The following is a 23,938-nucleotide window of genomic DNA, read 5'->3' on the forward strand; positions in this document are numbered from 1 at the left end:
CTATCTGAGCGTTTCAAGAAAACGCCCCTCGTCCCATATTTCTATATTCAAATCTCTTGCTTTCTTCAGTTTTGATCCCGCGGCTTCACCTGCAATCACAAGATCTGTCGACGCGCTGACGCTGCCGGTCACATTGCCTCCGCGGCTTTCAATTTCCTTCTTCGCCTGGGAGCGGGTCAGTTGTTCCAGTTTTCCTGTCAGGACCACAGTCTTTCCATTAAAAGGTGAATCGGCGTTTGCGATGGTTTCCGGATCGGGGCCAAGATAGTTCATATTGAGTCCGTGGGCCTTCAGTTCGGCAATCAGCGACTGGAATTCAGGCTTGGAAAAATAGGTGACCAGGGAATCTGCCATTTTATCACCAATTTCATCCACCGCCGTCAGTTCTTCTACGCTTGCACGGGAAAGGTCATCCATTGTCCTGAATGCCATGGCAAGAATTCGGGCAGCCTTTGCACCGATGAACCGGATACCGAGCCCGAAAAGCAGCCGCTCGAGTGAGTTCTGTTTGGAGCGCTCGATCGCATGCAGCAGATTGGTGACTGATTTATCCCCCATTCTTTCCATTGAAATCAGATCATTGTAAGTCAGGCTGTAAAGATCCGCCACATCGTGGATCAGATGCTTTTCAAAAAGCTGTGTGATTACTTTTTCACCGAGTCCGTCAATATTCATCGCATTTCGGGAGACAAAGTGAATCAGACCCTCCCGGATCAGCGCCGGGCATTTCGGATTGATGCAGCGCAGGGCGACTTCCTCATCCAGTCTGACGAGTTCACTGCCGCATTCCGGACAATGTGTCGGCATCGAAAACGGTTTTTCATTTCCGGACCGCTGTTCAGTCAGAACATTGACCACTTCAGGGATAATGTCACCGGCTTTGCGGATCACCACCCGGTCACCGATCCGCAGATCTTTCTCCCGGATCAAGTCTTCGTTATGCAGAGAGGCTCTTCTGACCGTCGTTCCGGCCACCTGTACCGGAGTCAGTACGGCAGTCGGTGTGACGGCGCCGGTTCTCCCGACGCTGACTTCAATATCTTCCAGTGTCGATACGACTTCCTCCGCCGGAAATTTATAAGCGATCATCCAGCGTGGCGATTTGACTGTATGCCCGAGCTGTGCCTGCTGAGCCATGGAATCGACCTTGACGACAATCCCGTCGATCCCGTACGGCAGCGCATCGCGTTTTGCCGTATAGGCATCAATGTAGTCGAAAACTTCCTGCATTGTGGCACAGCGGCGCGACTCCGGATTAACAGGAAGTCCGTACGATTTGATGGCTTCGAGCAGTCCGTAGTGTGTGGTGATCTTCTCACGATCGAAGGTGCCGGCACTGTACAGAAAAATGGAGAGGCGGCGCCGCGCGGTAATCTTCGGATCCAGCTGACGGAGTGAACCGGCTGCGGCGTTGCGCGGATTGGCGAAAAGCGGTTCTCCGTTTTTTCTGCGGTCTTCGTTGAGTTTTTCGAAAGACCGTTTTGGCATGTAACACTCTCCGCGCACCTCGATGTTCAGCGGTTCCGGAAGAGTCAGCGGCAGGGCGCGTACAGTCCGCAGATTATTGGTAATGTCTTCTCCGGTTGTTCCATCTCCGCGCGTGGCTCCAAGAACAAACTGTCCTTTTTCATAAGTCAGAGATATGGCGAGTCCGTCAATTTTCAATTCACAGACATAGGTCACATCATTTCCGACCGTCTGACGGACCCGGCGGTCAAAATCGAGTAATTCCTCCTTACTGAATACATCGCCGAGACTGAGCATCGGAATCTCATGGGTCACCTTGGAAAAGGCTTTGAGCGGCCGGCCGCCAACACGCTGAGTCGGCGAGTCCGGTGTAATCCACTCAGGATGTGCCTTCTCAATGGCAATCAGCTCCTGCATCAGCCGGTCATATTCACTGTCCGGAACACTCGGATTATCTTCCACATAATATTCGTAGCTGTATTGGTCAAGCAGTGCCCGCAGGCTGCGGAGACGCTCTGATAATTGCTCTGCCATGTTCGTTTCTCCTTTAATTAACAGAAGATGATTCATATTTTTTCAATCGGCGCGAATGAAGCAAGGAGACGCTTCAGACCGGTGGGATTCGGAAAGACGATGTCAAGTTCGATACTGTCGCCGCTCCCCCTGGTGCTGACGACGGTTCCCTTCCCCCATTTCTTATGCATCACCTTATCACCGGCCTGCCAGTGTTTCTCGCCGCCGGACCGTTTCTTCAGCATGGGGACAGGCTGGCGGTAAACCGGCGCCGCCTGCCTGTTGTAAGGGGTATTGCTCCTTTTGCTCCAGGGCAACGGGCCCGCCTGCGGGCGATGTTCCGGTTCCTGAACGTCAAGCAGTTCCTCAGGAATTTCCCGGATGAAGCGGGATTCGGCGTTGGTGACCGTCTGACCGAAAAGCATGCGGATCTGGGCGGATGTCAGGAACAGGCGCTTTTTTGCCCGGGTAATCCCGACATAGGCAAGCCGCCGCTCTTCCTCCATCTCTTCCTGATCATCCAGCGCACGGGCATGGGGGAAAATCCCTTCTTCCATGCCAATCAGGAAAACAACAGGGAACTCAAGGCCCTTAGCCGAGTGCAGCGTCATCAGTGTCACGGCATCAGAAGGCGCCTCCGGATCTTCTTCATCATGATCGGTGTCGAGGGCAAGTTCAGTCAGGAAGGTGATCAGCGATTTATCCTCATGAGATGATTCAAATTCTTTCGTCACGGACAGGAATTCATCAAGGTTTTCCAGGCGGCTCTGAGCTTCAATCGTCCGTTCGGATTTCAGCGCTTCACGATAGCCGGATTTATCCAGCACTTCATCAACCAGGTCGGTAATCGACAGAAACTCCTGCATTTTCGACCAGTTCACGATCATTTCAGAAAAGCTTTCCATTTTATGTGCTGTCCGCGCGGCAATGCCTGTCTGTGAGACTTCACCAATCGCTTTCATCAGCGAGAGATCTCCGGCCAGTGCATAATCTGCCAGTTTATCCATGGAAGAAGCCCCGATTCCGCGCTTCGGTTCATTGATCACACGGGCCAGACTGATATCATCATCCGGATTGGCAATCAGTTTCAGATAGGCAAGAACATCTTTAATTTCCTTACGATCGTAGAATTTAATACTGCCAACCATCCGGTAAGGGATATTTGATTTGACAAGCGTCTCTTCAATAACACGGGACTGGGCATTCGTGCGGTACAGAACGGCAAGATCCGAATAACGGTACCCGTCTTTGGCCAGGTCACGCATCTTTCCAGCCACATAATAGGCTTCATCGTGTTCCGTTCCGGCCCGGTAATAAGCAATTTTCTTTCCATCCGCGTTCTCCGTCCAGAGATTCTTTGGCTTACGGTTTTGGTTGTTTTCAATGACATGATTCGCCGCTTCAAGAATTTTCTTTGTTGAGCGGTAGTTCTGTTCGAGTTTAATCACCGTTGCATCGGGATAGTCTTCCTCAAAGGAAAGAATGTTATGAATATCCGCTCCGCGCCAGCCATATATCGACTGATCGGAATCACCGACAACGCACAGATTCTTAAACCGGTCGGCCAGCATATGGACGAGCAGATACTGAGCGCGGTTGGTATCCTGATATTCATCGACATGGATATATTGAAATTTATTTTGATAGTAGCTCAGCGATTCAGGCACTCTTTGAAAAAGATGTACGGTTGTCATGATCAGATCATCAAAGTCGAGCGACTGATTCTGCAGCAGGCGCTTTTCGTAAGCTTTATAGACATCGCGGACCACCTCGTCAAACGGACCGGAGGCTGTCTTTGCAAAATCCGCTGCCGTTTTCAGCTCATTTTTCGCTCCGCTGATCCGTCCGAGAATGCTTCGCGGCGTGAATTTTTTCGGATCAAGGTTCTGCTCTTTGAGAATATGCTTGACCACGGACTGCTGATCTGTTCCGTCGAGAATCGAAAAATTCCGGCTGATGCCGAGTCTGTCACTGTCTCTTCTGAGTATACGTACGCACATCGAGTGAAATGTGGACACCCAGGCATCGTCCGCCAGCGGGCCGACGAGTTCCGCCAGACGTTCCCGCATTTCTTTTGCCGCTTTGTTGGTAAATGTGATGGCGAGCAGATTCCAGGGAGCGACATCCCGCTCAAGCATCAGCCAGGCCATGCGATGCGTCAGGACGCGTGTCTTTCCGCTCCCCGCGCCGGCCATAATCAAAAGTGGACCTTCATGATGCCTGACCGCCTTCAGCTGCTCTGGATTCAGTCCTTCAAGCAGTTCCTGTGACATTTTTTCCAAAAAACCACATCCTAATATATAAGTCTCTCAATGATTTTTATCGTTTAGCCGTTTGAGGGTCATCTGATAACCGTCATTACCAAAATTTATGCAGCGTTTGACACGGGAAATGGTTGCTGTGCTGGCGCCGGTATCCTCTTCAATGCGATGATAGGTCAGACCGGCCATCAGCATTCGCGCCACTTCCAGCCGCTGTGAAAGCGACTGAATCTCGCCCATGGTGCATAAATCATCGAAAAAACGGTAGCATTCCTCACGGTCTTTTAAGGTCAGAATAGCATCAAACAGCTGATCCAGTGTTTTACCTCTCAATTTATCGATCTGCACATTGTCCATTCCTTTCAGGTTCACTAAATATTCAGTGAGAATGATTCATCTTCACTGCTCACTTATTCGGGCTCCACGAGGCTTCTGCGCATGACATCATACAGCCCCTTGGGTGTCAGCCGGATATAGGGCAGATGGGTGGAAGACAGGAACAGCAGGCTGAAATATGGATTGCCGGCTCCGCAGCCAAAGCGGCGCAGTACCTGCTCAAACTGCCCCGCATCATGCATGAGCCGCTCCATTGGCTCCTCGGACATGCATCCGAGAAGCGGCAGACTGAGTTCCGCAAGCACCCTTCCGCCCTCGGCAATGACGAGGCCGCCTCCAATCTCCTTCAGCCTTCTGAAAGCTGTGATCATATCGCTTTTATTTCTGCCCATCAGCAACAGGTCTCCTGTAGCCGTGAAACTGCCGGCAAAGCCGGACAGGCGCGCCGCAAAGCCGCGCAGATACGTATTGCGGATCCAGGTGCCCTTTTTATCTAAAAGTGTCAGGTACAATACAGAGTCCGGGAGCTGTTTTCCAGGCTCCAGTTCAAAGGATCTTGTGATCACATCATTAACCATGTCGATGCCGGTCCGCGTCGATGCCTGAAGGCTGTCTGTATCAGGCGATGCCGTAATCTCCAGCGGCGTAAGATCCTCAGTGAGGTCATATCCGGAGAAGGCGTCTGCAACCATTTTGTTGTGGCGCCGCACCCAGCGTCCCTTGGCAAGTACCGAAACCGGTCGCGGATCAAGTGAATCATTCAGAAAATTGATATTTGCGATCCGTCCCGGCGCAATATGCCCGATCCGGTCGCCAAGATGATAGTGAGAAGCGATATTGGCGGAAACCATCATATAGGCGTCTGCGGGCGTGATGCCCGCTTCAAGTGCAATCTGAATCAGCTGATCGCACACGCCTTTCTTTAAAAAGCCGGGGGTTGCCCCGTCAAGGGTCATCGTTACATGATCAAAAGATCTCACGCCTTTTTTTAACAACGTGCGAAGAATCTCCGGTAAATCCGGGCGGATCGGTGAATAACGCAGCGAGACCATATAGCCCAGCTTCAGACGCGCCAGCGCTTCATCTCCGGTCATCGCTTCGTGGTCACCATCGGCCCCGAACAGTTTCAGCCGGGTCAGTGTCCGCTCGGAAGCCCCGGGCAGATGGGACTCAATCGGCTTTCTTAAATGCTTGGTCGCACGCATCCACGAGAGCATCTGATCATCACCATGAACGACACGCGGCCAGCCTGTCAGTTCTCCGCCCTGCACCACGCGCGGGTGGTGCAGCCAGCGGTAAATACGCTCATCAGTAAAAGGAGAGTGATAAACCTCCGATTGCGGATCATACCGGCACCACCAGTAGAAGGTCTCCGGCAGCCGTTCCAGTTTTTCGATAATCTGAAAGGCCTTTTCATCTGTGAGACTTCTGACCAGAAGCGCATTGTCACAGATTAATGCGGTCGTACCCAGCGGGGCGGCATATTGTGCCAGTGTCTGCGGGTTATACAGCTGCCCGGGGTGGACATGCGGTTCAATATACCCGGGCACAAGTGTCAGTCCTGAACAATCAATAATCTCTGTCGACTCCGTTTTCACCGGCATGTTATTGCCGACGTAGACGATCCGGTCTCGGTCTGTCCAAATATTCGCTTTGATCCAGGTTTTCAGATACGTATTCAGATAAACCGCAGACTGCAGGACTAAGGTCGGCGCTACTGTACCACTGAGGATGGCCGAATGCCTGCGCATGTCACCTATTGTCCAATACCCGTTCCGATCCATACTGCACTCCCTCTGAACGATTGTCGCACACTAATCCGTAAAAGCATTTCATTTATCATTTTACATCAAATAAAAGATCATTGGAAACCGCGCTTTTTGCGATATTGATTTTTTTATCACGCCAATCTGAGTGGCGCAACTTTTCCAGATGGTCAAAGGTTTGCCTTCTGATTCGATGGGATTTTTTCAATGATCCACCCAATCAACCCATCTTGCAGGGGCTTTCATCTCACTTACTTGTCATAAGCGGTTTTATACTGAGAGCAAAAAGTAAAATAAGCGGAGATTTTCCGGTTAGGAGGCAGAACGGCACGCTTTTCGGGAGGGATATAAGCGGAATTTTTCCGCTTATGCCAGACAACAAGCGCCATTTTCCCATTCCTCCAGTCAATAGACGGAATCTCTCCGTCTATTCTAGCTGTTTTTAAATTGAATGACTTAAGTAACCGGAAGTTTTCCGTCTATTCATCTGATCATGCGCTTAACTCGATCCCCCAACCGATAAGGGCGGACTCCCTCTGTATTTTTCAGCAAACCCGAAACGCCAGGAACAGAGTTATTATATAATGAACACAGACGACAAAGATTTTTCTGATCCCGCCTTAAGACATGGAGCTGACTCATGATGCATATACTATGGGATTTTGATGGTACACTTTTTAACACCTATCCGATCTATCAGAAGTTGATGAAGGAGGTCCTGCCCGACCGGTCTGAACAAGAAATTCTCGCCCATATTAAAATTTCATTCACCCACGCCTTCAGCTATTTCCACATGACGGTGTCACAGATCCGAGCGTTCCGTGACCTCATGCACCAGGTCCCCGCGAAAGCAGTCCAGCCTTTCGATGGCCTGGAAAATGTCCTGTCCTCTGCCGAAAAGCATGTCATCATGACACACAACAACCGACATGATGTGCTCCAGGTACTGAAATATCATCAGCTTGATTCATATTTCAATGATATCGTCGCCTATGAGGACGGATTTCCTAAAAAACCGGACCCCGCTTCCTATGTTTATCTCGACAGAAAATACGGCATCGATCTCGTGATCGGTGACCGGTTGCTTGACATTATTTCCGGGCGAAAAATTGGAAGCAGGACCTGTCTCTTCCAGAACAGACAACCCGGAGCAGATTTTTATCTGGAGGATTACCGGGAGTTTTTCAATGTCATAAATAACAATTTTTAAGTCCTTCATAAGGATGAATTTATTTTTTTCAATAAATGGATAAAATAAAGGAATTTCTATGTTTTTCGTCGAATATAATCTCTTGGTTCAACTTTTTATAAATAAAACTTCTTTTTATCCTTTTGATCTTATTGATGCAAGCCTTTATGATAAGAAACAGACTCCACTATATAGATATACATATCCTGAGAGAGTACGACAGGTAACACGTAGGGGAATTATTTTATTTATGAGGATTTGATTATGTTGAATACTATAGATTTTCTACCAAGGACCCCAAAAAGAAGTCATTTAAACAAGAAGGGGAAAAGCGGCTTCTATGATTATTATGCAGGATATTCATCAGAATTCGTTGAGGATGTCCTTAATTTCTGGAATCTTCCACATGCTTCAGTCATTCTGGATCCATGGAATGGGAGCGGAACCACAACGAATGTTGCGGCAGCTCATGGATACAAAGCACTTGGGTTTGACATTAATCCAGTCATGCTGATTGTAGCAAAATCCAGAGAGATCTCACCTTCTGCTGCGTCAAGGCTGGAGTTTTTTAAAAGGTTAATTATCGAGAGATATAATTCACATCGTTCCAATCAGTTTCCGTACTCCGACCCGCTCGAAGGTTGGCTGACTCTTGAAACGAGTACAGCGATTCGCAACATTGAAGCTTTGATCCAGACGATCATTATCAAGCATAAAACTCCTTTTCTGCTTTATCATAATCTGGGGGAATTAAAAAACCTGTCAGCTGAAGCCTCTTTTTTTTATGTTGGTCTTTTCCGGTTGCTCAGAGAAATTTCTCTCCCGCTTCGCTCCTCGAATCCCACTTGGATTAAAAGGCCAAAATTGGGTGAGCGGAAAATCAGTATAAGTGACAATAGCATACTTGAGATTTTCCAAGATCAGGTAGAAGAGCTCATTGAGTTACTTCATCAGGAACAGAACATAAATGGACCGCGACAAGTTCGATTAGATATCGCCATGTCTGAAAATCTTCCACTTGAAGACAAATCGGTCAATGCCATTGTAACCTCCCCACCTTATTGCACGAGAATCGACTATGCTGTATTAACCAGTCTTGAACTTGGTCTCCTGGGGTGTAGTCAGAAGGAAATGAAACATCTTCGTCAAAACTTCATGGGCACTCCTGTGATCAGTAAAACAAAGCCCGTCGTGAGTCAAAAGTGGGGACAAGGCTGTCTGAAGATTATAGACGCAATTGGAAATCACGAATCTAAAGCGTCGCAGACGTATTATTTAAGAACATATCTTCAATATTTTGATTCGCTGAACCATTCTTTGAGAGAACTGAATCGCGTTCTGAAAAATGATGGTCAGTGTGTGCTTGTGGTCCAGAATTCATATTACAAGAATGTTTATATCAATCTGGCTGAAATTATTAAGGATATGACTGAACCTTTCCACTGGGAAATCGTTCAGATATTTGACTATTTATCACCTCAAAATATGCTTCAGATTAATTCAAAAAGCAAAAAATACAGGGTGGACGGAAAAGAAAAAGAATTTGTACTTTTTTTCAAAAAGGAGGGATCCGATGACTAATCGTGGAAAATCAGCACCAGTTGAACTAATTGAAAAAGTTGACTCAAAAATTGAAATGGTAAGAACTCGAAGCCTTGACCTTTCTTTTAACGAACTACTGGATATGTACCAAAGCGAGGAATTAGAGATTGCTCCGGAATATCAAAGGTTATTTAGATGGTCAGAAGAAAAGCAGTCTCAATTTATTGAATCACTCATTCTTGAAATGCCGATACCCCCAATATATGTTATTGAAACCGAGGAAGGCGTTTATGAACTGATTGACGGCTTACAGCGTATTTCCTCCTATCTGCATTTTCGCGGTGCTCTGAAAGATTCTGATTTTTTACGTCTGATTGACTGTGATATTGTTACCGAATTGAATGGTTACACGTATGACGAACTGCCAAAGGCCTTACAAATCAAATTAAAAAGAAACTTTATCCGGGTAGAAGTTATTAGAAAAGGCAGCGATCAGCGCCTTCGTTACTATATGTTTAAACGGCTCAATACTGGCGGGGAGTTGCTGAGTGAACAGGAATTAAGAAATTGTACCATTCGTTTATTGGATGAAAGGTTCAATGATTTCATTATTGAATTGAGCCGGAATAAAGATTTCAAGGCCTGTATGACGCACCTTTCGGCCCAAAATTTTAATTTGAAAATTGATCAGGAATATGTGTTAAAGTTTTTTGCTTTTAAAAATGATCGGGAACATTATCAAAAAAACATTGCCTCTTTTGTCACTTCATACATGGAAGGTGTTTCTTACTCTCCTGGCGAAGAGGAACACATTCCTTTTGATTATCAGAAAGAGAAAGCTATCTTTAACAAGACATTTGCTGTTCTTCATTCATCTCTTGGAGAATATGCTTTTGCCCGTGTTAACAATCATGGAAACTGGGTGTCCTCTGTTTCGCCGACCCATTTTGATGCGATAACACTTGGTATTCAGCCGTACATTGAGGAACTAAACGCAGAAGACCCCCGGCAAATGGGGCATCTCAATCAATTGTTGAAACAGATCAAACAGAACTCTGACTTTTTGAACGCAACTCTTGGCGGCGGTAAAAATACCAGAAGTTATCTTGAACAGCGCATTAAACTCGTGGAGGAGAGAGTTGGTGAGTGGCTTCGTGGATCAGGAAAAACTTCTTGATAAAAGGGCACAGCTGGAAGAGGAACTGACTTGGAGAGCTGATGAAATTCGACTGCTGCGAAATCAACTCTCATATATTGAATTCGAGAAAGATCAGAATCGTTTTCGCAAAGCATTACTTGTTATGCTTTATTCTCACTACGAAGGATTTTGTTCGATAGCTTTTCAGATATATATTGCCGCTATTAATGAGGAACATCTAAAACGAAGCGAGGTCAATCATTTTCTCGCTGCTTCATCTATGATTGAAGCATTTGATGCTTATGAGGATGATAACATCAAACCCCGGCACTATAAAAAAATTTTTAAGAAGACATTACCTGATAAAAACAATCTGCAGAAATTCGCCCGACAGATCGACTTTGTCGACAGTTTCTCTGACTTATGGACGCAGAACGTATATATTCCGGATGATATCGTCGATACAGAATCTAATCTTTGGCCGATTGTGCTGAAAAAGCTTCTTTATCGACTTGGACTGCCCTGTAATTATTTTGAGGATCAGGAGTGTTATATTCATGAATTGGTAAATCGCAGAAACGGAATTGCCCATGGACGGGATAAGGAAGGGATTACGGCAGATATATATAACCACATTGAGAAGTCTACATTTTCAATTATGGAACGTGTGATTAACTTGATCATTGATGCATTGAAGAAAGGAATTTACCTCGTTCCTTCTTCTTAACCTCTCCGGTTTGTATTTTTTTATAAAGGTTGCTAACTTAGAAAACCTGGCTTTTTAATGCCAGGATGATTCAGTGCCCTGGACGATCATATATTCTATGATATATAGTTATTAGGACAAAAACCAGTTCTTAAAAATATGGTGCTACTAAAACTGGCTCGGAATGAGCTATGGTAAGTAGCAGTAATCTCTACTTAGCCTGTCTAAGCCAGTTAGCAATGCTCTCAGAACCCCGGTACTTAAGTGCCCATGTAGACAGACATTTTCCGGCATTTTCAACATCTTATATATAAAGGCGCTGCACCGGTATTCCGGGCAGCGCCTTTTCCATTACTGTGCAGGCTAATTATTTTTCAGCTGTCTCTTCGTAATCGGTCAGGGTCTGATCAATGTGGTCCCTGATCAGTTTCGCTGAAGCATTGAATGATTTGGTCTCTCTTTCGTTCAGGTGAAAATGAAGGATTTCTTCCACACCGTTTCCGCCAAGCACAATCGGAACACCGATAGAGACATGATGCTGCCCGTACTCCCCTTCCAGAATAACCGAAGCAGGCGTAATCGTATGGGCCTGATTCAGAATCGTTTTAGCAAAGAAAGCGAGCTGGTTGCCGATACCAAACTGTGTATTGCCTTTGCGCTTATGAATCTCCCAGCCAAAGTGACGGGCGGCGTCTTCAATCTTATCACGGTCAAGTTTCCCAAACCTGGCCCTGTTTTCAGCCTCATAATCATCGATGGACTGGCCGCCAATCCGGGCGTGCGACCAGGCGGCAAACTGTGAGTCTCCGTGTTCGCCCAGCATGTAGGCACTGATGCTGCGCGGATCGATGTCGCCGACTGCTTTGGAAATCTGCCTGCGCAGCCTCATACTGTCAAGTGCCGTGCCGGTTCCGATTACATGGTTCTTTGGCAGTCCGGACAGATGATAGAATAAATAGGTAATAATATCACACGGATTGGTTGCAACGACATAAAAACCGTTGAATCCGGCCTGACGAAGTTTCGGCACGATATCATAGGCAATAGCCGAGGTGCCCTTCAGAAGTTTAAGCCGCGAACTGGTCGCGATCAGCGACCTGTCTGTTACAGTAACCAGAATGACATCACATGGCACCAGACCCTCAAGGGGCACTTCATAAACCCGCGTACGCGAAGGGTTGGTTTCAATGCTGTCCGCAAAGTCCCACGCTTCGCCTTTAGCCCGCTCACTGTCAATATCAGAAATGTAAAGTTCGTCCGCCACATTTTCATGAAGAATGGCTGTAGCTGCCGCTTTCCCTACATTTCCAATTCCGACTATACCGATTTTTCTGACTGTATGACTCATGAGTAACCCTCTCCTTTTTCTGATCGTCTATCCTTTTTTTCTGTGTTGTGTGACGTTATTTTACACCTTGCGTTATCTGGTATCAAGACGCCTCCGGGTAAAGAAAAAAACAGAGCCGGATTTCTCATGCTCTGCTTTGAATAAAAAACCGCTGTTTCATTAAAATGTTCCGTCAGTCAGACAGACTCTGATGAATCCATCGACATCCGCAAGCAGCTCTGCCTGCCGTTCAGGCTGACGAAAAGCCGGATCCATCATTTTTTGGAAACACTTCTTTTTACTTTCCGGATCGTGCAGTTTTTCCCTGATCTTGCGGCGTGCCTGGAACAGAAACTCAAGCCAGGTTTCCGTATCTTCAGGAAGCTGATCAGAAAGACTGTTGCGGATTTGCCGCGCAAGACCGGGACTCGCCCCGCCTGTTGAAACAGAAAGAGTGAGCCGGCCTCGACGCAGAACCGCCGGCAGGATAAAGTCCCCCTGTTCATAATCACCGGCGATATGTACCAGCTGATTTGGCCCTACCTGTCCGGCAATCTCAGTATTCAGTTCCGCATCATCCGTCGCTGCAAAAGTCAGGAAAGCACCTCTGGCATCGCCTTCCTGCCACGCTCTCCGTAACCATTTGATCTGCCCGGCAGCCGCCCATTTTTCAAGCTCCGCTGATTTCCGCGGACTGATCACCGTCACAAATGCGCCCCCGCTCAGGAGCGCCTGTATTTTCAAAGCGGCCGCCCGTCCGCCTCCGGCAACAACCGCTTTTCTCCCTTTCATGTCAAGCATAATGGGGAGGTACATCCTGCAGCGACTCCCTGATGCGTTTTTTCATTAACTGAATCAGAGCCGGATGATAACCGAGCGGACGGCACAGAACAAACGCTGCCCCGGCTTCATTCTTTTCGCGAACAGATCTGCTGATCGTTTTCATCAGCACACCGGTAAACAGCAGGTAGGGGATGACAAATGTCTGTCCCCGTTTTTCCCGGACCACCCGCTCAAGACCCTCCTGAAAAGAGGGCGATGCGGCTGCCATGTAGCAGACGATGACGGACGGGATACCTTTATTCAGCAGCAGTCGCCGGATTGCGGCAAAATCACGTTTTGTATCCGGATCACTTGATCCGCGGCCGACCAGCAGAATAGCGTAGCGTTCCGGAAGATTCTGCTGTTTTTCATGCAGGCGCTCAATTAACAGATGGATAATGATATCATCCACCCCGAACGGACGGCCACAGATAAAATGCACATGGCGATACTTCTTTCTGGCCTTATCAATTTCCCCGGGAATATCCCGCTTCGCGTGTCCCGCCGTCAGGAGCAGCAGCGGCTGAACAAGAAGTGTACGCACTCCGGCTGCCACACATCGACGGATCCCCTCCTGAATATTAGGCCGAACCAGTTCAAGATAACAGACTTTTTGAATCGGTACATGAACCTGCAGCATGCATTTCTGTAAAAAATGGTTGGCCTGATGGAGTCCTTCTTTGACTCGGGTTCCGTGGCTGACATAAAGCACGCCCAGCATCTAGTACGCCTCCCTTGCCGTATTGACCGAGGGACGGACAGCCTCAAACCATTTTAATGTCTCCCTGAGCCGGACCACTTCGCCGACAATGATCATGGCCGGATTCAGCAGGTGCCGTCTTCCTGCTTCCTCAGATGCCTCTTTCAATGACGTGGTGATCGTCCGCTGATGATCGGTTGTACCCCATTCAATCAGTGCAACCGGCGTTGCGGGCTGACGGCCGTGTGCTATCAGCTCCGCAGTGATATGGGCGAGGCTGCTGACGCCCATATAAATCGCCAGCGTATCCACACTTGTCGCCAGTTTCGACCAGTCAACCGTCTCTTTCCCACCTTTTTTCGCATGACCGGTCACAAACGCGATCGAACTGGAATAATCACGGTGAGTGACCGGGATACCGGCATAAGCCGGCGCGGCGATCCCTGCTGTGACGCCGGGAACAATTTCAAACGGGATACCTGCCTTGGCAAGAAAGGCCGCCTCCTCACCGCCACGACCGAAAACAAACGGATCACCGCCCTTCAGGCGTACCACTCTTTTTTTCTTTCTGGCCTGATTCACAAGCAGATGATTAATCGCTTCCTGTTTCAGCGGATGCGCATGAGGCAGTTTCCCGCAGTAAATCCGTTCCGCCGACGGCCTGGCTTCATCAAGCAGTTCCTCGTTCACCAGCCGGTCATAGAGGATCACATCTGCAGATCGAATCAGATGCAGCCCTTTCACGGTGATCAGTTCCGGATCACCCGGACCGGCACCGACTAGATAGACTTTGCCCATCAGCTATGCCCCTTTCATTCAAATGATTTTCTCTTATGCAGAACAAATCCGGCGCCGTTTTTCAGAATTCTTTTCTTTTCCACGAGTGCAATATCATCCACACGAATTTTTTTCAGAAAGGTTCGATCCAGCTCCCGGTCAACAATCCTGAATGCCGATTCTTCATTTTCCGCAACAGCGACCACCGGGATTTCCTGCTCTTCGGAGGTGACGATAAAACGATATAATTCCATAGTTTTTTCACCCGGCTTCCTCTGAATGGCCCGCCATAATTTTATTGAGCAGATGCTGAAGAAAATCGGTCCCCACGCGATTTTTAAAAGAGAAAAACGACTCGCCTTTTCCCTTATGCTCCTTAAAATAGACCAGAAAATCCTTCAGTACAGCGGGAAGCAGATAATCGGGTATCCGCCCTTTAAGCCGTTCATTAAAATGACCCGTCCCTTTCAGCGACCCGCCGACAAACAGTTCATAAGCATCGACCAGCTGTTTATCCTTCGTGCGCAGTTTGAGTCCCTGGATACCGATATCGGCAATCTGTCGCTGGCCGCAGGAATTCGTGCAGCCAACCATGTTTATACGCACCAGTACATCGATATCAATTTCTCTGTCCAGAAATTGAGCGATTTCCCGCATCCGGTCTTTTGTATTGGTCAGGGCAAGGTTACAGAACTCATTCCCCGTGCAGGCCACAGCATAGCCCATAAAGTGGGAGGGATGAATCGGAAACTTTTTGAAAAGATCATCGGCAAGCAATTGATCCGTTTTTTCATTCGGTATATTAGGCAGAATCAGATTCTGAGAGTTGGCTGTACGCAGCTCGCCTGTTCCATATGCTCCGGCCAGGCGGGCAAAGCTTCGGAAATCATCTGCTGAAAGGCGACCGACCGGCACGCTGACGCCGACATAACTCAGGCCGTTTTGTTTCTGAGGATGCACGCCGTAAAAATATCCGGCATTCCATCCTTTGGTCTCGTCATGGCCGGCCGGGGTCAGGGGTCCGGTTAACTCCAGAACTTTCTCCTCAAATTTCTTAATCCCCCAGTCGGCGATCAGATACTTAAGCCGGGCCCGGGCACGGCTTTTCCGATAGCCAAAGTCTCGGTAAAGCCTGGTTACGGCATCAGCTACTTTGATCACCTCATCTGCCGTATGGATAAAGACATTCAGCTTCTTAGCAAGATAGGGTCTGGCAGCAAGCCCGCCCCCGACCAGGACATGGAAACCGCTGACTTTTTTGCTGTCGATCACTTTAGTGGCCGGCATGAAGGCAAGGTCGTTGATCTGAGCCTGACCGACATTATATACATTCGAATTAATGGATATCTTGTACTTACGCGGGAGATTGGAAAAATCGGGATTATCCTGAAAGTAGTGGAAAACCCGGTCAACAATCGGACGCGTGTCAAAAAGTTCATCCGGATCAATGCCGGCGAGCGGGTTTCCAACAATATTACGCGGCGCGTCGCCTTCCGCCTCACTTGTCGTCAGCCCGACTGCCTTCAGCCGGTCAAAGATTTCCGGAAGGTGCTCAAGCGGGATCCAGTGGTACTGGATGGCCTGGCGGGTGGTCAGGTCCAGAAAGCCGCGCCCGAATTCATCACCAATGTCTGCCAGAACGATCGCCTGCTCGCTCCTCAGAACCCCGGACGGCACCTTCACACGCATCATAAAAAGCCCTTTGTCCTGCGGTTTCTGTACAGTCAGTCCCGCAAATTTAAAATACATATATTGATCCCTGGGAATTGATTCGAACCCGTTTTTTGCATATTTTGGAATATCGTCAAAGATCGACAGGCCGTCTTTTTTCAGCTTATTGATTTCATTTTTATTCAGTCTTTCATTCTGAGCCCAGACTTTTTCATAAGCCATTTTCGCAGGTTCCTCCTTTGCAACAGATCACGTGCCGGGTTACGCACCGATGATTTTGTTCTTTTCTAATAACGCAATCACACGGGCCGTGCTTTGATCGAGTGTCTCTTCTGAGGTATCGACAACCAGTTCCGGGGCCGGCGGTTCTTCGTAGGGGGAACTGATACCGGTAAAAGCTTCAATTTCCCCGTCACGTGCTTTTCGGTACAGTCCCTTGGGATCACGTGCTTCACAGACGTCAAGCGGACACTTGACATAAATTTCAAAAAATTCATCTTCGGGTACTTTTTCGCGGGCGGCCCTGCGCTCGGAGGTAAACGGTGAGATAAAGGCAGTCAGAACAACGGCATTACTGTCGACAAAGAGGGCCGCAACTTCACTGATTCTGCGAATGTTCTCCTTCCGGTCAGCATCAGTAAATCCGAGATCATGGTTCAGTCCGGACCGGATGTTGTCGCCATCCAGCAGATACGTCCGAATCCCCTTCTTAAACAGCTCAGCTTCGACACGATTGGCGAGCGTAGATTTGCCGGAGCCGGAAAGTCCGGTGAACCAGACCACTGCGCCACGATGTCCGCTCCTTGCTTCTCTGTCCGCCCGGGTCACCGTCGTTTTATGCCAGACAATATTCTCTGAACCTGCCATATGCCATACACGCTCCTTATTTAGCCTGGCCGGCTTTTTCTTTCAGTCCGTCGATCAGCACCTGCACGACTTGCGGCCGGCTGAATGTTTCCGGCGGCCGGATGCCGTCGCGCAGCATCGCTCTGACTTTCGTTCCGGACAAAGCCACATGATAGGAAGCATCGTGCGGGCAGGTTTTATTCGATGCCATACTGCCGCATTTCGTGCAGTAATAACTGTTTTCAAAGAACAGCGTCTGAATGTCCAGCTCCTCACGTGTAAAATGAGAAAAAATTTTCTGTGCATCATAAGGACCATAGTAATCTTTGACGCCTGCATGATCTCTGCCGACGATAAAGTGGGTACATCCGAAGTTCTTACGGCAGATCGCGTGAAACACCGCTTCACGCGGACCGGCATAGCGCATGGCGGCCGGAAATACGGCAAGCGCCGTCCGTTCTTTAACATAATAGTTGTCTATCAGAACATGGTAGCTGCGCAGACGAATATCGGCCGGAATATCATCCTTCTTCGTCTCTCCTACCAGTGGATTGATGAAAAGGCCGTCCACCGTCTCAAGGGCAGTCTTCTGAATATATTCATGTGCCCGGTGAATCGGGTTCCGGGTCTGGAAACCGACGATCGTCTTCCACCCTTTCTGATCAAACAGCCGGCGTGTTTCCACGGGATCGAGAAAGTCCGCGGCGAAGGCCTGCGGGCGCGGTGAACGTCTCAGAAGCCGGACCGGGCCGGAAAGATAAACCGCTCCCCGATCGAACAACCGCTTTACGCCCGGATGCTCGCGGTCGGTTGTTCCATACACTTTCCGGGCTTCATTTTCCTTATCCGGGCGAAATTTACCGGTGACCTCAAGTGTCCCATAGACCACGCCCTGATAGACCAGACGGGCTCTGTCTCCCGCCGACACCTGAGCGGCTGCCTCCTCACTGACCGGCAGGGTGACCGGAATGGTCCAGGCAAGACCCCTTTTCAGTCTCATTTCCTCGACCACAGATTCATAGTTTTCCTGATCGAGAAATCCGGTCAGTGGACTGTATGTGCCATTCGCAATCAGTTCGAGGTCGCTCAGAGCAACGCGATCTATCGGAATGATCTGAGCATAACCTGCACCCGTCTGACCGAAGCTCTGGCGGTTGATCAGGATACCGCCGTGCGGTTTACTTGTCATAGAAAAGCCTCCCATACGCTATTTCATTGTTGATACCTTGCAGCCATGTTTCGCATCTTCTTCTCATTTATTCAGATGGAGACCGCACTCCGTTTTATCAAAAGCACTCCATCTTCCTGCCCGCTGAGATTCACCGGGCTTCACCGGACGCGTACAGAACGTGCAGCCGATGCTGGGGTAATTCTGATCGTGGAGGGGATTATAAGGCAGCTGACGGCTGTGCACGTAATCCCAGACGTCGTCCCAGGTCCAGTAGATCAGCGGACAGATTTTAACAGAATGAAATTTTTCATCCCTGTTGACATAGGCAACCGAACGTCTTGTCGGAGACTGCTCATGTCTGAGCCCGGAAATCCAGGCATCATAGGCTCCGATCCTTGCAGCAAGTGGCTGAATTTTCCGTATATTGCAGCAAAGATCCGGACGTTTCGACCAAAGCGCGTCTCCGTATTTTTCTGCCTGCTGCTGCGGCGTGAGCGCCGGCTTCAGCCGGATGATATGCAACTTCGGGTACCGGTTTTCCACACGACGGATCAGCTCATAGGTTTCTTTGAAGTGAAAATCGGTATCGAGGAAGATGACTGAAGCCTCTTTTTTTACTGAATAAATCAAGTCGATCAGGACGATGCCTTCAACCCCGAAGCTGCAGGAATAAACGACTTTACCTCCATAAGAATGATACGCCCACTCCAGGACCTCCCGGGCACCTTTAGATGTCGACTGCGGATTAAAATCCGGCAGCTGCACGTCTTTCCAGGTGCTGTATGTTGGAATTTTCGTTGTCCTCACCTCTTCTCTTAATCAAATAGCATGAAAAGCTCAGGAAAAGAAATCGCGATTGAGCTGAACGTACTGGCGCTCTCCGTCCGGCACTTCGTCTTCCGGATAAATAGCTTCAACCGGACAGACCGCTTCACAGGCCCCGCAGTCAATACAGTCATCCGGATTGATATAAAACATCTCATCTCCTTCAAAGATACAATCCACCGGGCAGGTCTCCACACATTCTCCCGCTTTTTCACCTTTACAGGCCGATGTAATCACAAAAGCCACTTCAGTCACCTCCTCTAAAGATCAATGAAAAAAAAGCTTTTTCCATCCAGAAAGTCAGGAAAAAGCTTCGCGTCACGATTCCTATCTTTCAAAATGGTCTGCCATTTTGCTGGAATTAGCACCTTACAGAGAAATACATGCTGTGCAGGTTGCCGGATGTCATCGGGCCAGTCCCTCAATCACTCTGGATAGTTATTGAATTGGCTTTCATTTTAAAGGGGATGCATCGAATTGTCAATTATTCACCTTGTTTTAGTGTGAATTAATTTTTTTCTTGCATTATTCCAACCTGCATGATAGGATTAAACCAATTTCATTGATTCTTATCGAGAGCGGCGGAGGGAATTGGCCCAATGAAGCCCGGCAACCACGATGACAGACGTGATCGTACAGGTGCCACGTCCAACAGGTTATCCTGAAAGATAAGGAGATGCAGTGTGACCAAATCACGTACAGCACTCCTCATCCTTTCGGAATGAGGTTTTTTTATACGCTTAGAGAACAAAACAATTTTTGTGGGGAAAAAAGCCTGTGGCGGCATCTGCGACCTGTGAGTCAGTACTTTTTTCCTGGTCTGGTAAACCAGTCATTCCCGGAGGTGAGCGCGGGGGGCGCAAGATGTATTTGCTGTTAATCCAAGTATTCCTATGTTTTTTTATTTTATTTCAGAAATCAGAATGTACGTCTTAAAACAACTACAAGGGGGCGTTTACAAATGAAAAAAATCAGTCTGTTCATCGTATCCATCTTAATTCTCGGGGCACTCAGCGCCTGCGGATCAGACCGTTCAGCTCAGGGATCCGGCTCAGGTGAAGCAAAAAAACCGGTCAGACTGCTCAATGTTTCTTATGATCCGACACGTGAACTTTATCAGCAGTACAATAAGCTGTTCGCGAAGTACTGGAAAAAGACAGGCCATCAGGATGTGACGATTCAGCAGTCTCATGGTGGATCCGGAAAACAGGCGCGCTCCGTTATTGACGGACTCAAGGCAGACGTCGTCACGCTCGCTCTTTCCGGCGATATCGATGCCATTGCCGAAAACACGGACAGGCTGGATAAGGACTGGCAGAAACGACTGCCGCAGAATGCAACACCGTATACGTCAACCATTGTTTTCCTCGTCCGGGCCGGTAATCCAAAGAACATTAAGGACTGGGATGATCTGACAAGGAAAAATGTATCTGTTGTTACGCCCAATCCGAAAACCTCAGGCGGGGCTCGATGGAATTATCTGGCCGCCTGGGCTTATGCCGACAAGAAATTCAATAATGACCAGAAGAAAGCAGAGGACTTCGTGAAAAAGATCTATGCAAACGTCAAAGTTCTCGATTCCGGAGCACGCGGAGCGACCACGACTTTCACGGAAAGAGGTGTCGGCGACGTGCTGATCGCCTGGGAGAATGAAGCCTTCCTGAGCATCGATGAACTCGGTAAGGACAAATTTGAAAGGGTCAGCCCTTCACTGAGTATTCTCGCTGAACCGCCCGTTGCCGTTGTTGATAAGAATGCGGAAAGTAACGGAACAGCAAAAGTGGCTGAGGCATATCTGAAGTACCTGTACAGTGATGAAGCCCAGGAAATCATTGCGAAAAGTTATTACCGCCCGCGTAACAAGGAGATTCTGGCAAAGTACAGCGATCAGTTCCCGAAAATTGAACTAGTCACTGTAGATGATCATTTCGGTGGCTGGGCGAAGGCGCAGAAAGAGCATTTTGCCGACGGCGGCACCTTTGATCAGATTTACCAGCCTAAATAAACAAGCTCCGGGTAAATCCATCCGTAGATAATGGAGTTGAGTATTGTGGCTTTTTCCCAACATTTAAAAAAAGGACGGTCCATCCCCGTTTCGGACTGACCATGGGGCTGTCGACGTTCTATCTTTCCCTGCTCGTCCTGATCCCGCTGTCATTTATCTTTATCTATTCAGCACGATCCGGATGGGCGTCCTTTTGGCAGGACGTCACCAACCCGCGTGTCGTTGCATCGTACAAACTGAGTTTCCTGACAGCCCTGGCGGCGGCTTTTGTTAATCTGATTTTCGGTGTCCTGATCGCCTGGGTACTGACCCGTTATACTTTCCCATGGAAACGGGCAGTCGACGGGCTCGTGGATTTGCCTTTCGCTCTTCCGACCGCTGTGGCCGGCATTACGTTGACGACACTCTACTCAGAAAATGGATGGATTGGGCGATGGCTGCCCTTCGACGTCTCTTTTACACCGATCGGTATCACGATTGCCCTGATTTTCGTTGGTCTGCCATTTGTCGTGCGCATGGTTCAGCCGGTTCTGCAGAATTTTGAACGCGAAGTGGAAGAAGCCTCATCTTCGCTTGGTGCGACACCTTTTCAGACCTTCAGAAAGGTGATTTTCCCTCAGCTGATGCCGGCGGCGCTGTCCGGATTCTCGCTGGCGTTTGCCCGCTCACTTGGCGAATATGGTTCTGTTGTATTTATTGCCGGCAATATGCCTTATAAAACAGAAATCGCGCCGCTGATGATTATGACCAAACTGGAGCAATTTGATTATTCTGCTGCGACGGCCATAGCCGTTGTCATGCTTGTCATCTCGTTTCTGCTTATTCTGCTGATTAATCTGATTCAATGGTGGTCGCGTCTTCGCTACGCCGGCCGGTAAAGATACTGAGAGGGAGTCCTTTATGGAAAGTCCTGTTGCGTCTCGTGTTGCCCGTCAGGCAGGTATTGCCCGGCATAATGTAAAAAATACCGCCATACGACTGACTCTGATCGCTCTTGTTCTGCTGTTTCTTTTCTTTTTTCTCGTCATTCCGCTGGTTGCGATCTTTACCGAGGCATTCAGACAGGGGGCAGGATTCTATTTTTCATCCATTACGGAACCTGATGCCCTGTCAGCGATCCGTCTGACGCTGCTGGTTGCCCTGATCGCGGTACCTGTGAACACCATCTTCGGGATCCTGTTCGCCTGGGTCATGACCAAGTACGCCTTCAGGGGGAAAAGTGTACTCATGACATTGATTGATCTGCCTTTTTCCGTCTCTCCTGTCATCGCCGGTCTGATTTTTATCCTGATATTCGGTCAGCACAGTTCATTCGGCAGATGGCTGATGGCGCATGATATCAATATTGTTTTCAATGTACCCGGTATTGTCCTTGCGACGTTATTTGTGACTTTCCCGTTTGTTTCCCGCGAGCTGATTCCGCTCATGCAAAACCAGGGCACTACAGCAGAAGAAGCCTCTCTGACACTTGGGGCAAGCGGCTGGCAAACTTTTCTGAAGGTCACCCTGCCTAATATCAAATGGGCGCTTTTCTACGGCATTATTTTATGCAATGCCCGGGCAATCGGCGAGTTTGGTGCCGTTTCTGTCGTATCCGGCCACATCCGCGGCCTGACGAATACCATGCCGCTGCAAATTGAGAACCTGTATAACGAATATCAGTTTGTTGCCGCCTTTGCCCTGGCTTCAGTCATGTCCCTTCTGGCTGTTCTGACTATGATTCTCAAAGTCATCCTGGAAAATCGTGTGAAACAAGGATTACGCTGAAAAACTACACCCTCGGGAGGGATATCATTTTGAGTATTGAAATCAAGCATGTTTCCAAGGCATATGATGATTTCCAGATTCTGGAAGATATTAATCTGACCATTCCATCGGGGGAACTGGTTGCCCTGCTCGGTCCATCCGGTTCGGGAAAAACCTCTCTGCTGCGCATTGTTGCCGGCCTTGAAGAACCTGATCAGGGACAGATTATCTTTCATGGTGAAAATCTGACCGAGGCCAGCATAAAAGAGCGTCAGGTCGGCTTCGTCTTTCAGCATTATGCCCTGTTTCAGAATATGACGGTTTTCGACAATATTGCTTATGGTCTGCGTGTCCGTCCAAGAAAAATCCGGCCCTCCAGAAGGGAAATCCGTGAAAGGGTCGATCGCCTGCTCAGACTTGTCCGTCTTGAGCCGTACGGAAAACGTTACCCTTCTCAGCTTTCCGGCGGTCAGAAGCAGCGCGTCGCTCTCGCCCGGGCACTGGCTATAGAGCCAAAAATTCTGCTGCTTGATGAACCCTTCGGTGCGCTCGATGCCAAGGTGAGAAAAGAGCTGCGCTTCTGGCTGCGTCACCTGCATGAATCTGTCAGAGTGACGAGCATCTTTGTGACGCATGATCAGGAAGAAGCCTTCGAAGTGGCCGATCGGGTGGTCATCATCCGGGACGGAAAGATTGAACAGATCGGAACACCGGAAGACGTTTACGAATACCCGGCTAATCCTTTTGTTTATGATTTTATCGGAAGTGCGAATCGTTTTGAAGGGAAAATTACACATGGTAAATTCATCGATGGCGCGTTTGAGACCGAGGTCCCGGAATATGCAGATCATGAATCCGGCGGTTTGGGTTTTGTCCGTCCCCATCATTTCATCATTGAAAAAAACCGCTCCGGCAAACAATCGATTCCCGGAACAGTAAAGCACATCCATGCAGCAGGACCCACCATTCGGATTGAAGTTGAAAGATCCGATACTCATGACTTTCTCAACATTGAATTGAATCGTGAGGAATTTGCTGCCCTTGAATTACATGCCGGTCAGCCGACTTACATCCGGCCAAAGAAAGTGCAGGTATTTGTCACTACTCAGTGAAGCATTACCTGGCGGCTG

Annotated in this window: 22 protein-coding genes and 2 riboswitches; of the genes, 8 read left to right on the forward strand and 14 right to left on the reverse strand. The window is 48.5% G+C overall.

Features of this window, described 5'->3' with window-relative positions:
• From ligA to ABNN70_RS00960, 4 genes are all read right to left on the reverse strand, one after another.
• Complete coding sequence (gene ligA / locus ABNN70_RS00945) at window positions 1–2,001, reverse strand: NAD-dependent DNA ligase LigA (protein ID WP_353948451.1); 2,001 nt, start codon at window positions 1,999–2,001, stop codon at window positions 1–3.
• 32 nt (window positions 2,002–2,033) lie between these two features.
• Complete coding sequence (gene pcrA, locus ABNN70_RS00950; protein WP_353948452.1) at window positions 2,034–4,262, reverse strand: DNA helicase PcrA; 2,229 nt, start codon at window positions 4,260–4,262, stop codon at window positions 2,034–2,036.
• Window positions 4,263–4,289: 27 nt separating this feature from the next.
• Window positions 4,290–4,589, reverse strand: coding sequence for a YerC/YecD family TrpR-related protein (locus tag ABNN70_RS00955; RefSeq protein ID WP_353949467.1), 300 nt, complete (start codon window positions 4,587–4,589; stop codon window positions 4,290–4,292).
• Window positions 4,590–4,651: 62 nt separating this feature from the next.
• Window positions 4,652–6,361, reverse strand: a complete 1,710-nt coding sequence (locus ABNN70_RS00960) for an adenine deaminase C-terminal domain-containing protein (protein WP_353948453.1) — start codon at window positions 6,359–6,361, stop codon at window positions 4,652–4,654.
• Window positions 6,362–6,986: 625 nt separating this feature from the next.
• On the opposite strand from ABNN70_RS00960, the gene ABNN70_RS00965 reads away from it, so the two are divergent.
• The 4 genes from ABNN70_RS00965 (at window position 6,987) to ABNN70_RS00980 (ending at window position 10,939) form a co-directional block, all read left to right on the forward strand.
• Window positions 6,987–7,553, forward strand: a complete 567-nt coding sequence (locus ABNN70_RS00965) for an HAD-IA family hydrolase (RefSeq protein ID WP_353948454.1) — start codon at window positions 6,987–6,989, stop codon at window positions 7,551–7,553.
• Window positions 7,554–7,796: 243 nt separating this feature from the next.
• The gene (locus tag ABNN70_RS00970; RefSeq protein WP_353948455.1) at window positions 7,797–9,113 is read left to right on the forward strand and encodes a DNA methyltransferase; all 1,317 of its coding nucleotides are present in this window, start codon (window positions 7,797–7,799) and stop codon (window positions 9,111–9,113) included.
• Window positions 9,106–10,251: a DUF262 domain-containing protein gene (locus ABNN70_RS00975; RefSeq protein WP_353948456.1), complete on the forward strand. Its 1,146-nt coding sequence runs from the start codon at window positions 9,106–9,108 to the stop codon at window positions 10,249–10,251. The genes ABNN70_RS00970 and ABNN70_RS00975 overlap by 8 nt, the downstream gene beginning before the upstream one ends.
• Window positions 10,217–10,939, forward strand: a complete 723-nt coding sequence (locus tag ABNN70_RS00980; protein WP_353948457.1) for an MAE_28990/MAE_18760 family HEPN-like nuclease — start codon at window positions 10,217–10,219, stop codon at window positions 10,937–10,939. Before ABNN70_RS00975 ends, ABNN70_RS00980 begins: the two co-directional genes overlap by 35 nt.
• A gap of 346 nt (window positions 10,940–11,285) precedes the next feature.
• Here ABNN70_RS00980 and ABNN70_RS00985 read toward each other — a convergent pair whose 3' ends face one another.
• The 10 genes from ABNN70_RS00985 to ABNN70_RS01030 all read right to left on the reverse strand — a co-directional run bounded on the left by ABNN70_RS00985 (window position 11,286) and on the right by ABNN70_RS01030 (window position 19,303).
• Complete coding sequence (locus ABNN70_RS00985) at window positions 11,286–12,266, reverse strand: L-lactate dehydrogenase (protein ID WP_353948458.1); 981 nt, start codon at window positions 12,264–12,266, stop codon at window positions 11,286–11,288.
• 159 nt (window positions 12,267–12,425) lie between these two features.
• Window positions 12,426–13,046 (reverse strand): NAD(P)-dependent oxidoreductase, encoded by a 621-nt coding sequence (locus ABNN70_RS00990; RefSeq protein ID WP_353948459.1) that lies wholly within the window; start codon window positions 13,044–13,046, stop codon window positions 12,426–12,428.
• Window positions 13,039–13,788: a sirohydrochlorin chelatase gene (locus tag ABNN70_RS00995; protein WP_353948460.1), complete on the reverse strand. Its 750-nt coding sequence runs from the start codon at window positions 13,786–13,788 to the stop codon at window positions 13,039–13,041. Before ABNN70_RS00995 ends, ABNN70_RS00990 begins: the two co-directional genes overlap by 8 nt.
• A complete protein-coding gene (cobA, locus tag ABNN70_RS01000; protein ID WP_353948461.1) occupies window positions 13,789–14,565 on the reverse strand; it encodes a uroporphyrinogen-III C-methyltransferase in 777 nt (258 codons plus the stop codon).
• Window positions 14,566–14,579: 14 nt separating this feature from the next.
• Window positions 14,580–14,798 (reverse strand): DUF3906 family protein, encoded by a 219-nt coding sequence (locus ABNN70_RS01005; protein ID WP_353948462.1) that lies wholly within the window; start codon window positions 14,796–14,798, stop codon window positions 14,580–14,582.
• 7 nt (window positions 14,799–14,805) lie between these two features.
• Entirely contained in the window at window positions 14,806–16,437 is a 1,632-nt protein-coding gene (locus tag ABNN70_RS01010) for a nitrite/sulfite reductase (protein ID WP_353948463.1), read from the reverse strand.
• 39 nt (window positions 16,438–16,476) lie between these two features.
• Window positions 16,477–17,082, reverse strand: coding sequence for an adenylyl-sulfate kinase (gene cysC, locus ABNN70_RS01015; protein ID WP_353948464.1), 606 nt, complete (start codon window positions 17,080–17,082; stop codon window positions 16,477–16,479).
• 16 nt (window positions 17,083–17,098) lie between these two features.
• Window positions 17,099–18,250: a sulfate adenylyltransferase gene (gene sat, locus ABNN70_RS01020; protein ID WP_353948465.1), complete on the reverse strand. Its 1,152-nt coding sequence runs from the start codon at window positions 18,248–18,250 to the stop codon at window positions 17,099–17,101.
• A 63-nt stretch (window positions 18,251–18,313) separates the two neighbouring features.
• A complete protein-coding gene (locus tag ABNN70_RS01025; protein WP_353949468.1) occupies window positions 18,314–19,024 on the reverse strand; it encodes a phosphoadenylyl-sulfate reductase in 711 nt (236 codons plus the stop codon).
• A 45-nt stretch (window positions 19,025–19,069) separates the two neighbouring features.
• A complete protein-coding gene (locus ABNN70_RS01030) occupies window positions 19,070–19,303 on the reverse strand; it encodes a ferredoxin family protein (protein ID WP_353948466.1) in 234 nt (77 codons plus the stop codon).
• A 78-nt stretch (window positions 19,304–19,381) separates the two neighbouring features.
• A riboswitch (SAM riboswitch) is annotated at window positions 19,382–19,498 on the reverse strand.
• A gap of 125 nt (window positions 19,499–19,623) precedes the next feature.
• Window positions 19,624–19,732, forward strand: a riboswitch (SAM riboswitch).
• Window positions 19,733–20,018: 286 nt separating this feature from the next.
• Here ABNN70_RS01030 and ABNN70_RS01035 point away from each other — a divergent pair.
• The 4 genes from ABNN70_RS01035 to ABNN70_RS01050 all read left to right on the forward strand — a co-directional run bounded on the left by ABNN70_RS01035 (window position 20,019) and on the right by ABNN70_RS01050 (window position 23,920).
• Window positions 20,019–21,062: a sulfate ABC transporter substrate-binding protein gene (locus tag ABNN70_RS01035; RefSeq protein ID WP_353948467.1), complete on the forward strand. Its 1,044-nt coding sequence runs from the start codon at window positions 20,019–20,021 to the stop codon at window positions 21,060–21,062.
• 101 nt (window positions 21,063–21,163) lie between these two features.
• Window positions 21,164–21,940 carry a sulfate ABC transporter permease subunit CysT gene (gene cysT / locus ABNN70_RS01040; protein WP_353948468.1) on the forward strand — a complete coding sequence of 259 codons (777 nt, stop codon included), beginning with the start codon at window positions 21,164–21,166 and terminating at the stop codon, window positions 21,938–21,940.
• Window positions 21,941–21,962: 22 nt separating this feature from the next.
• Window positions 21,963–22,829 carry a sulfate ABC transporter permease subunit CysW gene (gene cysW / locus ABNN70_RS01045; RefSeq protein WP_353948469.1) on the forward strand — a complete coding sequence of 289 codons (867 nt, stop codon included), beginning with the start codon at window positions 21,963–21,965 and terminating at the stop codon, window positions 22,827–22,829.
• A gap of 29 nt (window positions 22,830–22,858) precedes the next feature.
• The gene (locus tag ABNN70_RS01050; protein ID WP_353948470.1) at window positions 22,859–23,920 is read left to right on the forward strand and encodes a sulfate/molybdate ABC transporter ATP-binding protein; all 1,062 of its coding nucleotides are present in this window, start codon (window positions 22,859–22,861) and stop codon (window positions 23,918–23,920) included.
• Window positions 23,921–23,938: the final 18 nt, after the last annotated feature.

It is taken from the genome of Sporolactobacillus sp. Y61, assembly GCF_040529185.1.
GTDB lineage: Bacteria > Bacillota > Bacilli > Bacillales > Sporolactobacillaceae > Sporolactobacillus.

Coding starts and splice junctions, on each gene's coding strand:
- cysW (WP_353948469.1), top strand. CDS start 21,963: ATGGAAAGTCCTGTTGCGTCTCGTGTTGCCCGTCAGGCAGGTATTGCC.
- ABNN70_RS01010 (WP_353948463.1), bottom strand. CDS start 16,437: ATGGCTTATGAAAAAGTCTGGGCTCAGAATGAAAGACTGAATAAAAAT.
- sat (WP_353948465.1), bottom strand. CDS start 18,250: ATGACAAGTAAACCGCACGGCGGTATCCTGATCAACCGCCAGAGCTTC.
- ABNN70_RS00995 (WP_353948460.1), bottom strand. CDS start 13,788: ATGCTGGGCGTGCTTTATGTCAGCCACGGAACCCGAGTCAAAGAAGGA.
- ABNN70_RS00975 (WP_353948456.1), top strand. CDS start 9,106: ATGACTAATCGTGGAAAATCAGCACCAGTTGAACTAATTGAAAAAGTT.
- ABNN70_RS00970 (WP_353948455.1), top strand. CDS start 7,797: ATGTTGAATACTATAGATTTTCTACCAAGGACCCCAAAAAGAAGTCAT.
- cysC (WP_353948464.1), bottom strand. CDS start 17,082: ATGGCAGGTTCAGAGAATATTGTCTGGCATAAAACGACGGTGACCCGG.
- ABNN70_RS01035 (WP_353948467.1), top strand. CDS start 20,019: ATGAAAAAAATCAGTCTGTTCATCGTATCCATCTTAATTCTCGGGGCA.
- ABNN70_RS00965 (WP_353948454.1), top strand. CDS start 6,987: ATGCATATACTATGGGATTTTGATGGTACACTTTTTAACACCTATCCG.
- ABNN70_RS01005 (WP_353948462.1), bottom strand. CDS start 14,798: ATGGAATTATATCGTTTTATCGTCACCTCCGAAGAGCAGGAAATCCCG.
- ABNN70_RS00990 (WP_353948459.1), bottom strand. CDS start 13,046: ATGCTTGACATGAAAGGGAGAAAAGCGGTTGTTGCCGGAGGCGGACGG.
- cobA (WP_353948461.1), bottom strand. CDS start 14,565: ATGGGCAAAGTCTATCTAGTCGGTGCCGGTCCGGGTGATCCGGAACTG.
- ligA (WP_353948451.1), bottom strand. CDS start 2,001: ATGGCAGAGCAATTATCAGAGCGTCTCCGCAGCCTGCGGGCACTGCTT.
- cysT (WP_353948468.1), top strand. CDS start 21,164: ATGGGGCTGTCGACGTTCTATCTTTCCCTGCTCGTCCTGATCCCGCTG.
- ABNN70_RS00960 (WP_353948453.1), bottom strand. CDS start 6,361: ATGGATCGGAACGGGTATTGGACAATAGGTGACATGCGCAGGCATTCG.
- ABNN70_RS00985 (WP_353948458.1), bottom strand. CDS start 12,266: ATGAGTCATACAGTCAGAAAAATCGGTATAGTCGGAATTGGAAATGTA.